This is a genomic window from Streptomyces tricolor (assembly GCF_002155905.1).
Lineage (GTDB): Bacteria > Actinomycetota > Actinomycetes > Streptomycetales > Streptomycetaceae > Streptomyces > Streptomyces tricolor.
In genome coordinates, this window is sequence record NZ_MUMF01000277.1 from 1 (window position 1) to 11,536 (window position 11,536).

Sequence of the window (11,536 nt, forward strand, 5' to 3'; positions counted from 1 at the left end):
CCCCGTCCTGAGCCGAAGCGGTCCGGGCGCGGTCCATGGCGTGCGCGACGGCCGCGTCGTCCAGGGCCAGCGGCGGGGCGCCGTGCCGGGCGCGATACTGGTTGTGGACCGCGAGGCACTCCGCGTTGAACGCCTCGTCCGTGGCGTCGGGCAGGGGCGGGCGTTCGTCCGCCGCTTGCACGGGCTGCACCGTGAACGCCACGGCCGACACCGCCGCCGCGACCGCCAGAACACCCGCTGAGAGCCGACCCATTGGTCCTCCTCGTACGCTGCGCGTCTCCGGCGACCGTTCGGCCACCGGGCAGTACCCATGAAAGAGCCCCGCACGCGCGCCGTGCCGCCGTTCCGCGCGTCATCACCCTTTCGCAGCAAGGCCACCGCCCCGGCGCACACGATCCTCACCCTGATGCACGAGCCCGTGCGGCGCGGAGGCGGAGGCGGAGGCGGCAAGGCAGCCGGCGCACGGAGCCGGAACCGACCGGCAGGCCGGCCGGCGCCGGAACGCCGGAACAACCGGTGAGCGGCCTCGGTTGCGACGGTGGAGGACGACAAGGCCCCGGGGCGAGCGGGGACACCGGGCCCGCCGACACAGGAGTGAGGGAACCAGCCGATGACCTACGCGACGGCACCGGACGGGACCCGCATCGCCTACCAGCTGCGAGGCGAGGGAGCGCCGCTGGTCCTGCTGGCGGGCCAGGCCAACAACCATCACTGGTGGGACGCGGTCCGCGCCGACTTCCACCCCGCGCGCAGCACCCTCACCCTCGACTACCGCGGCACCGGCGACAGCGACAAGCCCGACACCCCCCACAGCACCGAACTGTTCGCCCGGGACGTCATCGCCGTCCTCGACGAACTCGGCATCGACCGGGCCGACGTCTACGGCACGTCCATGGGCGGCCGCGTGGCCCAGCAACTCGCCGCCCGCCACCCGCACCGGGTCGGCGCCCTGGTCCTCGGCTGCACCTCACCCGGCGGCCCGCACAGCGTCGAACGCGGCAACGACGTCCGCCGCGCCCTGGCCCAGCCGCAGCCCGGCGCCGCGCGGCAAGCCCTGCTGGAGCTGATGTACACCCCCCGATGGCTCGCCGACCACCCCGGCCCGCACCACACCCTCGGCGACCCCGGCATGCCCGCCCACTCCCGGCGCCACCACCTCGCGGCCAGTGACCGGCACAACGCCTGGGACCTCCTGCCCGGCATCAGCGCACCCACCCTGGTCGTCCACGGAACGGACGACCTGCTCAACCCCGCGGCCAACGCCCCCCTGCTCGCCGACCGCATCCCCGGTGCCCGGCTCCACCTCATCCCCGGAGCCCGGCACGCCTACTTCGAGGAGTGCCGCACCCACGCCGGCCCCCTCGTGCTGGACTTCCTCACCACCGCCTCGCACCGGCCGTAGAAGCACGCCGACCACCCTCCGGCCGGCGGACCTGCCGGAACCGGGCGCGACACCGGACAAGAGGGCCGCGCGGAGCGCGTCCGCGTGGTGGTTCACCACGCGGACGCGACGTCCGCTCCGTCCGCGCCCGGCGTGATCAGAAGCCGTCCTCCGGCAGGTCCTGGCCGGCGAGGTCGTCCTCGGCGAACTCGCCGCCGCCCATCGCCGCACCGGCGAAGAAGCCGCTCATGAGTTCGTCCATGTCCAGCTCGGCGGCACCGGCCGGGGCGGTGGGCTTGGTGCCCTTGCCGATGCGCAGGGTCAGGCCCAGCTTCTTGACCTCGGCGCTCTCGGCCAGCTTGGCGAGGTCCACGTCCACCTCGGTCAGCTCGCCGTTCTTGAGCGTGAAGTCAGCCGTCACCTTGGTGTTGGGGGCGTCCTTGAGATCCTTGGCCGTCGGCAGTTCCATGCCCGGCGGCAGGTCCTTCTCCAGCGGACGGAGCCGGCCGAACAGCTCGGTGGCCAGGGTGCGGAAGGGAGCCGTGGCGGTGATGTGCTCGGTGCCGTCCTCGCCGCCTGCCGTCCTGAACTTCACCTCGCGGGCGATGACTTCGCGGAGGGCCTTGACGAGCTTCTTCTGCGTCTTGGCGTCGAGGGACGGGTCGGGAGCGGGAACGCCGCCGGACTCCTCGCCCTCGGCGGCGGCCTTCTCCATCTCCTTGGTGTTGAACTTCACCCACTTGCCCTGGAGGACGTCCTTCATCGCCCCGGCCTCGGGCGGCAGGTCATCGGCGGACGGCACCGGGCTGCCCGCCACCTTGCCCAGGGCCTTGACGTCGGCACGGACGTAGGCGTAGTCCCCGATCAGCCGGTACTCGGTGAGGTCGCCGTCCGGGCTGCTGACCTTCATGGCCATGCCGACGAAGTCCTTCTCACCGGACTCGCTGATCGGCTTCTTCGACTGCACGGTGAACGTGATCTTCGCGCCGCTGATCATCTCGGCGGCCTCGTCCGGTATCTCCTCGCCGGGCGCGGGCTCGGACTTGGCGTCCAGAGCCTTCAGCGACGCGGCGTCGGTGTCCAGGTCCAGCTCGAAGGAGAGCGACTTCTTCTCGCCGAGCTTGTCGAAGGCACGGTCGAGCTTCTTGCCGGCGGAGAGCTGCTCCACCGTTCCACAGGCGGCGGAGCCCGCGAGGACCGCGGCGGCGACGGCGGCGGCGGTCAAGGTCTTGTGTACGGCGCTGATGATGATCTCCTCGTAGATCTGATCACGGCGTGATCGATCAGTAGACTCACCAACCGCCAGAAGGGTTGCACCGCCCGTCCCCCGATGTCGGAAGCACGCGCCGGGCAGCGGAACGGCCCTCCGCACACGGTGCCCGCAGGGTGGAAACCGCACATGAGAACGTATGGGTGTGCGGGGCGGAGGCCGTACGCGGGGGAGTGAGCAGCCGTGATCGGTTCCTCAGCGGTTCTGATCAGCGGCCTGTTCGACGGTGGCTGTTCTGCCCACCCGGTGCGATGACCAGGCCCTCCATCCAGGACCATGAACGGGTGACACACTTCGTCGAATGCCTGACCGACCCGTCCCTCGCCGGTGAGCTGTGGAGCGACGACCGGACCGTCGCCGTCTTCACCGCGCGCCCCCAGGGAGCCGTGCAAGGCTCCCTGGCGCTGCTGGATCTGGGCGCCCCCGACGCCGCCCTGCGCTACGTCGCCGTCCCCGACCGCTCCGCGGAGGAGTGCCTGGTGCCCCTGCTCAGGGCGGCGGCGGACGCGGCCCGCACGGCAGGCGGTACGGCACTGCGCTGGACCGTGGAGGAGACGGGCCCCGGCAAGGCGGCGCTCGAACTGGGCGCCCGGGAAAGCGCCGAGGTCTACCGCTGGTGGCGCCGCGACCTGCCGGCCGGTGTTCCCGGCGGGGACGGCGCGGAACGACAGCTGCCCGACGGGGGCGGGCCCGCGGCGTTCCGTGTCGCGACGGAGGAAGCCTGGTACGACGTCGAGCTGGCCGGTGACCGCGCCCTCCTGGTCCACGACCGGGAGGTCGACAGCACCGCCGACAAGCTCACCGCCCTCACCGCCGCCGCCCTGCACATCCTCGACACCGACCACCCCGGCCTCACCGCCGCCGAGGTCAACGCGGCCCCCGAGGACGCGGAACTCCGGACGGCCCTGGAGCGGCTGCGCTTCACCCCGACGCCGTCCCGCGCGGTGGAGTACACCCTGCCGCTCGTCTGAGCCGCCGTGCCCCGCCCCGGCGCCGGCGGGGGCCGGGCCGGACGCCGAGGCGGGGCGCCGCACCGCGTACGCGAGCGTGCCGCCGGCGCTGCACGAGCCGGGGACCGCGCTGTACGAGGACTTTCACGTCGCGGTCCTGGCTCAGGTGGCGTCCGGGAAGGAGGCCAGGAAGGACAGCGCCACGACCGCTGCGCCCAGCAGGATGACGGTGCTCCTGCGCCACAGCAGGCGCTCCGGCCGGCTGGGCAGGGCGCTGCCGTTCTTCTCCGGTACGGCGCTGCCGAACGTCACCAGGAACACGGTGAGAGTGCCGTAGAAGAGGATCCTGTGGACGGGTCCCCACAGCGGCGGGAACTGCGGGCTGAGCAGAACGCTCGGCATCAGGACGAAGCAACCCAGGAAGGCGAAAGAGGTCGCCGCGGACGGGTTCCAGCGGTAGTAGACCGTTCCCCTGTCCAGTTGGTGCAGTACCTCGTATCGCCGCTGCCAGTGTGGATGGAACCGCCACAGGTGACGCCACCACCGCCGGACCGGTCCCCGGGCACGACGCTCTGCGGTGGCGGCTCGTTGCCACAGGCCGAGGTCCGCGCCCCATCGGTAGGCATCCAAGTCGGCGCACAGTTCCCTGTTGCGCAGCACCTCGGCACGCATGAAACGGGCCACTACGACGAAAGCGACGGCCAGCACCGCCGTGCCGCGGCTGCCGTAGTGAAGTGCCCAGTAAGGGCCGCCCGTCCAGTTCAGCCAGGCCCATTGCACCGCGCAGGGCAGGACGATCAGTGCCAGCCACACGCGCCACAGGGAGACGGTGGCGTAGGCGAGGGTGACGTCCTTGTTACGGAGGTGGGCGAATTCGTGCAGGATCACGGTGCGGAAGGTCGTGGGTTCCCTCCGCACCATCTTCACCAGGCCGCTGTCCAGGCACAGGACCAGCAGACCGGGCCGGCCGAAGACCACCGCCGACTTCGTCCGTGCGCTGGGGTCGATGACGTATTTCGGGCGTACCGGGAGACGGCACCTGGCTCGCAGCTCTTCCAGCTCGGCGTACAACGCGCTCCTGGACGCGGCGCGCACGGGCACCAGGCGGCGCAAGCGCCACGTCGGCAGGAACCAGAACACGGTGAGCGTCACGAGGGCGACGATCACAAGACCCGCCACGGTCACCGCGGAGGACCAGGACGCCAGTTGCCGCTGACAGGGGACGGACACCATCCACTCCAGTGCTGCCCGGTCCGTCAGCAGGGCACGGACGTCGAACGTTTCACCCGCCAGCCGCCATGTGTCGTCGTACCTCCGTACGCAGGGCGCGTACGCCGGGCGCCACAGGATGCTCTGGGCCGCTGTGTTGAGCAGGAACATGCCCGAGGTCGTCAGGAGCAGGAGCAGGAGAACGAACCTGCGGGTCGTGCCGGCGCTCCACCGTCGGTAATAGGCCTCCGCCACTGCGGAAGACGGCCGCACGGAAGGGCCTCGCTACTGGTGGCGCTCGATGTGGCGGCGAACGCTCGACGCGAGCTGCCGGGCCGAGTCCTCGGCGAGCCCTGACTCCTGGGCGCGCCGGGTGACGATGTCGCACAGTTCCTCGAGCTGTGCCTCGTCCAGCCGCGGCAGGGCGGACACACTTCCCGGCCTGCCGCGCAGCCTGCGCCACGCCGCGGACAGCCGGCCGGTCGCCGCTCGCACCGTCGCGCCGGCCAGTTCCTGCGCGAACTGCTGCAGCACCATCCACACCAGCGGTGTCACCAGCACGGCGACCTCGCCCAGACCGAAGCCGAGTTCGCTGTCCCCGCCGCGGGACGACAGCATCCGCGTGATCTCATCAGGCTCGCGGTTCAGCAGATCCGCCGCTGTGTCCCGTTCCTCGGGCGCGCGTTCAGCCACAACTCCCTGCAGGACATCGACGATTCGCGCGCCGTCCATACTCCCCCTCCGAAATCGCTCGGCCCACCAGCCTAGCCAAAATCGTCCGACACCGTACGGATGCGAAAAGAGTGCCGACAAGGCCCGTCTCCGGCGGCCGAGGCTCCGCCGCTCTTGGGCCCCTCGTTCCGGAATTGAAAAGTCCCTGGTGAGGGGGTGCTGAACAAAACCTCGCCCGCCAAGATCGGTCGGGCCAGAGGACGGGACGGCAGCGCCTGTCCGTCCGTCGTCCGACGACGTGCGGTATCCGGAGCACCGACGCGTGCCTCCGGTGCCCGAACACCGTTGACCGGAAAGGGATACGCACACATGACCAAGACCCTGCGCGGTCTCGTCCCCGCCGCCCTCGCCGGCGCGCTCCTCCTCGGCGGAGCCGCTTCCGCCATGGCCGCCCCGGCGGCTCCGGCCCCGGCCTCGGACAAGCAGGTCGCCGCGGCCGCCGTCTCCTGCGGCTACCACAGCGGCACCCGGTACGCGGACCGCGGCGACCGAGGCGCCCACGTCAAGGAGATCCAGTGCCTCCTGCGTGACGTCTGGGGTTACAGCATCGGCTCGTCCGGCATCGACGGCATCTTCGGGGCGGCCACCGAGCGCGCGGTCAAGGCGTTCCAGGCGGACCACCCGCTCGCCGCCGACGGCAAGGCGGGCCCGAACACCTGGAGGGCGCTGCGCGGCTGACGCGCGAGCGTTGCCCGGCCGGGGCAGTGCCCCGGCCGGTTTCCCGGCTTCCGACAAGCCCGTTTCGACATGAGGAGACGCATGCACCTCACCCGCAGACACGTCCTCCTGACCGCCTTCTCGGCAGCGGCCGCGACGGCGCTCTCCCTGAGCGGCGCAGGGTCCGCTGCCGCCGCCGCGGCTTCCCCGGCCGGGCTCGGCACGCGGGACATGCTCAGCCCCACCGACCCGGACGCCATCATTCCGGTCGTCTCCGACCACTGGTACGCCGAGGGCGTGTCACGCGAACCGCTCAACGGCTGGGTCCAGTGCACGGGCGGGGGCGAGCTCTGATGGCGCCTCAGCTCGTCACCCGTGCGGCATGGGGCGCCAGGGCGCCGAAGAAGGTGTCGCACGACATACGGCCCGGCGACGGCGGTGTGGCCGTCCACCACATAGGTGAGACGCCTCTGGCCCTCGCCGGCCATGCTCAGTGCGCACCCCTGGTGCGGAGTGTGCAGAACACCCATATGAACGGGGAGTACGACGACATCGCCTACTCCTTCCTCGCATGCCCGCACGGCTATGTGTTCGAAGGGCGCGGATACGGCGTCAGGACCGGTGCGAACGGCACCAAGGACGCCAACGACCGCTTCTACGCGGTCTGCGCGCTGACGGGCGGGACGCCCGGCCGCTACGACCCGGTCACCACCGGTCTGGTCGAGGCGATCCGCACCGCCATCGCCGGCCTGCGCTCCTTGGGAGGCGCCGGGGCCCGCATCGTCGGGCACCGCGATCTGACGGCCACGGAATGCCCGGGGGCGCTCTACGCCTATGTACGGGACGGGCGGTTCGAGCCCGGAACCGCCCCGGGCCCCGGCGGTGAGGAGCCGCCTCCGCCCGGGCAGGAGGTCCCCTGGCCGGGTGTTCTGCTGCAATACCCGCCCGTCACCGTGCACTGGAGCGCGAGGACGTGGCAGGAACAGATGCGCAGACGCGGCTGGACGATCGACGTGGACGGCGCGTACGGGGAGCAGTCGCGCCGGGTGTGCCTCGCCTTCCAGCGGGAGAAGAGCCTCACGGTCGACGGCGTCGTCGGCCGCGACACCTGGCAGGCGTCCTGGCGCGCCCCCGTGACCGCCCCCGCGGACGGCGACAGCTCCCACCGGGACGCGCCGCCCTGGCCGGGCGTGCTGTTCACCTACCCGCCGTTCACCCGGCACCCCGGGGTCGCCACCTGGCAGGCCCGCATGCGGGAGAGGGGCTGGTCCCTCGACGCCGACGGGGTGTACGGCAGCCGGTCGCGGCAGGTGTGCCTCGCGTTCCAGAAGGAGAAGCGGCTCACCGCCGACGGCATCGTCGGACCGGCGACCTGGCAGGCGGCCTGGGCCGCCCCCGTCACCTGACATGCGAAAGGAGACCGCCTTGCTCACCTCACGCACGTCCCGCGACCGTGGCCGCACGCGGGCCGGCACATGGATCGGCACGTTCACCGTCGCGGCCCTGGCCGCGTTCACGCTCACGGCCGCGCCCGCCCGAGCCTCCACCGCGCCCCCGACCCCGCCGTCCCTGCCGGCACTCGCTGCCGCGCCGAGCGACGGCCGGGCGCTCTGGTGCGGCTACTACTCCGGCACCGCCCCGGTATCCCGGGGAGACAGCGGAAACGAGGTCCGGGAAGTCCAGTGCCTGCTGCGGCGCTGCGGCTATGACGTACCCGTCGACGGCCTGTTCGGGGCGGGCCTGGAAGCGGTCGTCAAGCGGTTCCAGCGCGACCACGGCCTCGCGCCCGACGGCACAGTCGGCCCCGGCACCTGGCAGGCGCTGCGGAAGTGCGGCACCACGGCCGCGGCCTGATCCCCGCGCCCCGCCCTGGCTCCGCGGTGGCCGGGGCCCAATCATCGGCCCGGCCGTCGGGGGGTGCCTGTCAGGGCCTTGAACGGGTGCCGCTTCGACGGAGGATGGGGGAGGAGAGCGGGTCTGCGTGGTGAAGTGGGGGCCTCTGACCACTCCGACAGCAGGGAGCGTTCCTTCCGATGACCGCACAGCCCGCACGCCCTGGACGCGGCGGCCCCCGGACCGCCTCGGTCATGGATGTCCCACCGTTCAAGCCTTCTCTCGTCAAAGCGGTGTTCAGGGACGTGACCTCGCTGCACGTCTCCCGGTCGGCCGCGTGGGCCGCCGCGTCGGTGACGCGGACCGTGCTGACGGAGATCATCGACGGCGCGAGGAGAGCGGCGGCGGAGGAGGCCCGGAAGAAGCTGATTCCCGGTGACCTTCTGTCGGCGATCGACCGGAACGCCGAACTCGAGGTGGGGACCAAGTGGTACGACCACAGCCCGACGTTTCGAGGCCTGACCGGTGTCCTGTACGACGCCGCGGGCGTCCTCGTGCCTTCTCGCAAGCGCAGCGGGTCGCGCAAGCCGAGTGCTGTGGTCGGCGCCCACAGGTTCGAGGCCGGGGTCAGGAAGCTGCTGCGGAGCCAGGGAGTGACGGCCGTCCCGGCGATGGTCCGCGACCTGGACGGAATAGCCAGCGCGTTCCTGACGGACCTCGCCCGGGACGCGGCCATGGTCGTTCGCGAGGGCGGGGTCACGCGTTTCGGTACGGTCACCCTGGTGATGCTGGGCGAACCGGCCCCACCCCCGTTCCCCGGGGATTCCCACCGGGCCCTGTCCCGCCGCAAGGGGGACGGGCGGACCATCGGCAGCGACGACGTCCTGGCCGCCACCACGATCCAGTTGTTCGGCGGCAACCTCAGGCAGCGGGCCCTCACCGAAGCACGCGAGGTGCCGGGTCGCGCCGGCGGATCGCGTTCTCGCCGGTGAGGCGGCGGGCCGTCAGGCCGGTCGGGGCGCGGTGCGGGACGGGCGGCAGCGCACAAGGCCGATAACTGCGTCTCCGTTGCTGCTCATTCTGCTTCTCGCGCTCGTCCCTCCTCCGAAGCGGGCGGTTGGAAGCAGGCGGTGACGTCCTTGCCGCGGGGGCAACGGCGGATCTGCCAGTCGTCGGCGAGGGCGTCGACCAGGAGCAGCCCTCGCCCGCCAAGGGCGTCGTGATCCGTGCGGCGTTGCTCGGGCAGCCGGGGCGAGGCGTCATGCACCGTCACGTGCAGGCATTCCTCGTCCCAGGTGAGGATGAGCTGTGCGGCGCTGTGGGCGTGGACGTGGGCGTTGGTGACCAACTCCGAGACGGCCAGCACGACCGCGTCCACCAGAGCGGGTGCAGTCCGATCCCAGCCGAGTGCGGTCATGTGGGAACGCGTCCAGTTCCTGGCTTCCCGCACTCCGGCGCTGATCGGCAACGAGCGCGCCCAGCCGACAGCCCTCATGGATGAATCGTCCGCCATGGTCTCTCCTTCAGCTGTTCCAGGTTCCTGTCCGTCTGCCCCGGCACCCAGCTGCCCCAACACCGGCCGACGGTGGGGTTCCCTGGCGCGGATCCCTTGACGCAGAGGGCCCCGCCGTCGCGGTTGCCGTCGGTGCGCCGGACGAGGGGGCCGTTCAGGGCTGGAGCCCAGGCGGGGTCGCTGAAGAACCACACATTCCTCCGCAAACCGCTGCCCGTCGTGTCGCGGCACGCCCAGGCGGCTGTCGTCGATCGCCGCCAGGGCCGTTGCCGGCGTCCGACCGGCGGTGACGGCCTTGCGCGGAATGTGTCGCTGCCGGTCACTGCGGCCGGCCCGCCCCACTGCGGCCGCGCGCCGCAGCCGACGGACCGAGCCGGGCGGGACCGGACTACCTGGCCCGGGACCTGTCGTCCGAATCAGCCCGACGCCGTGAGGATCCGAGCGGCAGCCTCAGCTCGCGCCGCCGGCACCAGCCAGGCGGGGGGACTGGCTGCCGGGTTTCCCCATGCGGTCGGTCTCGTCCCGGACGAGCAGGGAGAGCAGTGCGGCCACGGTCAGGCCTGCTTCCGCCGGATGGCGCAGGACCTTGTCCGGATCGATGCGATAGGTGTTGGCGCGTCCTTCGCGGGTGTGGGAGAGGTAACCGTCCTGTTCGAGGTCGGAGATGATCCGCTGGACGGCACGCTCGGTGAGCCGGCAGTGGGCAGCGATGTCGCGGATCCGGATGTTCGGGTTGTCGGCGATGGCCGCCAGTACGCGCGCATGGTTGGTGATGAACGTCCATCCGGTGTGAGATCCAGGCACTGCAACCATGCACGGCATTCTACTGACCTGGTTTGCCGGACACCGAATGCATGACATAGTTTTCGCGTAATCGCTAGCGTGATCCAAGCAGGGGAGACACGGGAGGACCCGAGGTGTTCTTGGAAGAAGGGGTCACGGACCGCCCGGACGAAGTGCGCGGGGCGCCGCTGCGGATACACGACCAGGCCGCGGTGGTGCAGTTCGAGTACGGCGACGCCTGGGTCGTCAGTGCGCGCGGCTCCTACGACATGTACTCGATCACGCCCCTCGCGGAGGCTCTGGACACCGCGGCCGAGGCGCATCGCAAGGTGGTCCTGGACGCCTCCGGCATCACCTTCGGGGACTCGACGCTGCTGAATCTGCTGATCCTCACCCACCACAAGGCCGACCTCCGCGTGGCAGCACCGACGCAGCAGGTGCGCCGACTCCTGGAAATCACGGGGGCCGACACGCTCCTGAAGGTGCGGGCGACGGTGGCAGAGGCCGCTGCTTGTTAGAGAGCCCCCGACACACCCCACAGGAGGTATCAGCATGCCCCTTCCCACGGAGAAGGAACTGCGCGAGGTGCTGGCCCGGTTCGCTCAGGCGCGCATCGCACACGATGTGCACCCCACGGGCTCCACCAGCATGAATCTCGAAGACGCCGTGGACACACTGTGCGTGATGACCGGGGCCCGCACCATCGAGCAGGCCCTGCTCACGGCAGACACACTCCTCGAGGAGCACACCGGCCGTACGCACGCCCCCCAGGAGGACGAGACACTGGCCGCCTAGGCGCCCTCGTTCGGATCAGCGTGCTGACCGGAGGAAGGCGGGGATGCCACGCCTGCGGAGGTGGTCGCGGTCGCGCGGGAGTGGTGCGCCTCGCCTGCCGGGCCGGGCGTGACGACGAAGGCGAGCGGTCGGCAGCGGCTGACCGCGGCGAGGTGGATCTTGATGGTCAGGCCGCCGCGGGACCGTCCGGGGCACGGCCGTCCGGCTCGCCGACGGGGACCCCCTCCGGCAGGCCCCGGCGGCGTGCTGATGAGCCCGGACGATCGTGGAGTCGACCGCGACGCCGGCTACGGTCGCGGTGTGGCCTTCCGGCGCGCGCTGGAGGGAACGCGACCGGCGTAAGTCATGGCCGTCGACCCGGAAGGGATCGCACGCCCCGCCGACAGCGGGTTGACAGGGTTCGGCGTCGGCGG

General features: G+C 71.5%; 15 protein-coding genes and 1 pseudogene. 9 read left to right on the plus strand and 7 right to left on the minus strand.

Annotated elements, in window-relative coordinates; genetic code table 11:
• Positions 1-253 (minus strand): CAP domain-containing protein (locus CCN44_RS20590; RefSeq protein WP_208639807.1); only part of this gene is annotated, 253 nt, incomplete at its 3' end.
• 357 nt (positions 254-610) lie between these two features.
• Here CCN44_RS20590 and CCN44_RS20595 point away from each other — a divergent pair.
• Positions 611-1,402, plus strand: a complete 792-nt coding sequence (locus tag CCN44_RS20595) for an alpha/beta fold hydrolase (protein ID WP_107502095.1) — start codon at positions 611-613, stop codon at positions 1,400-1,402.
• Between the two features lie 136 nt (positions 1,403-1,538).
• Here the strand turns inward: CCN44_RS20595 and CCN44_RS20600 are convergent, their stop codons facing one another.
• Positions 1,539-2,606, minus strand: a complete 1,068-nt coding sequence (locus tag CCN44_RS20600; protein WP_202430135.1) for a hypothetical protein — start codon at positions 2,604-2,606, stop codon at positions 1,539-1,541.
• 329 nt (positions 2,607-2,935) lie between these two features.
• On the opposite strand from CCN44_RS20600, the gene CCN44_RS20605 reads away from it, so the two are divergent.
• A complete protein-coding gene (locus CCN44_RS20605) occupies positions 2,936-3,622 on the plus strand; it encodes a hypothetical protein (RefSeq protein WP_086698521.1) in 687 nt (228 codons plus the stop codon).
• Between the two features lie 141 nt (positions 3,623-3,763).
• Here CCN44_RS20605 and CCN44_RS20610 read toward each other — a convergent pair whose 3' ends face one another.
• On the minus strand, positions 3,764-4,981 hold the full coding sequence (locus tag CCN44_RS20610; RefSeq protein WP_143649883.1) for a M48 family metalloprotease: 1,218 nt from the start codon (positions 4,979-4,981) through the stop codon (positions 3,764-3,766).
• A 114-nt stretch (positions 4,982-5,095) separates the two neighbouring features.
• Entirely contained in the window at positions 5,096-5,542 is a 447-nt protein-coding gene (locus CCN44_RS20615) for a hypothetical protein (RefSeq protein WP_158103128.1), read from the minus strand.
• Between the two features lie 309 nt (positions 5,543-5,851).
• Here CCN44_RS20615 and CCN44_RS20620 point away from each other — a divergent pair, with 309 nt between their 5' ends.
• The 5 genes from CCN44_RS20620 (at position 5,852) to CCN44_RS20640 (ending at position 9,024) form a co-directional block, all read left to right on the plus strand.
• The gene (locus tag CCN44_RS20620; protein WP_059246714.1) at positions 5,852-6,220 is read left to right on the plus strand and encodes a peptidoglycan-binding domain-containing protein; all 369 of its coding nucleotides are present in this window, start codon (positions 5,852-5,854) and stop codon (positions 6,218-6,220) included.
• An 81-nt stretch (positions 6,221-6,301) separates the two neighbouring features.
• Entirely contained in the window at positions 6,302-6,553 is a 252-nt protein-coding gene (locus CCN44_RS20625) for a hypothetical protein (RefSeq protein ID WP_086698523.1), read from the plus strand.
• Positions 6,553-7,605, plus strand: coding sequence for a peptidoglycan recognition protein family protein (locus CCN44_RS20630; protein ID WP_086698524.1), 1,053 nt, complete (start codon positions 6,553-6,555; stop codon positions 7,603-7,605). Before CCN44_RS20625 ends, CCN44_RS20630 begins: the two co-directional genes overlap by 1 nt.
• Before the next feature lie 19 nt (positions 7,606-7,624).
• Complete coding sequence (locus CCN44_RS20635; RefSeq protein ID WP_158103129.1) at positions 7,625-8,053, plus strand: peptidoglycan-binding domain-containing protein; 429 nt, start codon at positions 7,625-7,627, stop codon at positions 8,051-8,053.
• Between the two features lie 179 nt (positions 8,054-8,232).
• Positions 8,233-9,024: a hypothetical protein gene (locus tag CCN44_RS20640; RefSeq protein WP_086698526.1), complete on the plus strand. Its 792-nt coding sequence runs from the start codon at positions 8,233-8,235 to the stop codon at positions 9,022-9,024.
• An 83-nt stretch (positions 9,025-9,107) separates the two neighbouring features.
• Here CCN44_RS20640 and CCN44_RS20645 read toward each other — a convergent pair whose 3' ends face one another.
• Both CCN44_RS20645 and CCN44_RS20650 read right to left on the minus strand, forming a co-directional pair.
• Complete coding sequence (locus CCN44_RS20645; RefSeq protein ID WP_059246718.1) at positions 9,108-9,545, minus strand: ATP-binding protein; 438 nt, start codon at positions 9,543-9,545, stop codon at positions 9,108-9,110.
• 450 nt (positions 9,546-9,995) lie between these two features.
• Positions 9,996-10,358, minus strand: a complete 363-nt coding sequence (locus tag CCN44_RS20650; RefSeq protein WP_059254687.1) for a helix-turn-helix transcriptional regulator — start codon at positions 10,356-10,358, stop codon at positions 9,996-9,998.
• 143 nt (positions 10,359-10,501) lie between these two features.
• Here CCN44_RS20650 and CCN44_RS20655 point away from each other — a divergent pair, with 143 nt between their 5' ends.
• Together CCN44_RS20655 and CCN44_RS20660 are read left to right on the plus strand one after the other, a co-directional pair.
• Positions 10,502-10,846, plus strand: a complete 345-nt coding sequence (locus CCN44_RS20655) for an STAS domain-containing protein (RefSeq protein ID WP_059254688.1) — start codon at positions 10,502-10,504, stop codon at positions 10,844-10,846.
• A gap of 34 nt (positions 10,847-10,880) precedes the next feature.
• Positions 10,881-11,123 carry a DUF5133 domain-containing protein gene (locus CCN44_RS20660; protein ID WP_059246719.1) on the plus strand — a complete coding sequence of 81 codons (243 nt, stop codon included), beginning with the start codon at positions 10,881-10,883 and terminating at the stop codon, positions 11,121-11,123.
• Between the two features lie 86 nt (positions 11,124-11,209).
• Here the strand turns inward: CCN44_RS20660 and CCN44_RS47845 are convergent.
• Positions 11,210-11,311: pseudogene (locus CCN44_RS47845) on the minus strand (IS5/IS1182 family transposase); the annotation flags it as partial.
• Positions 11,312-11,536 lie beyond the last annotated feature (225 nt).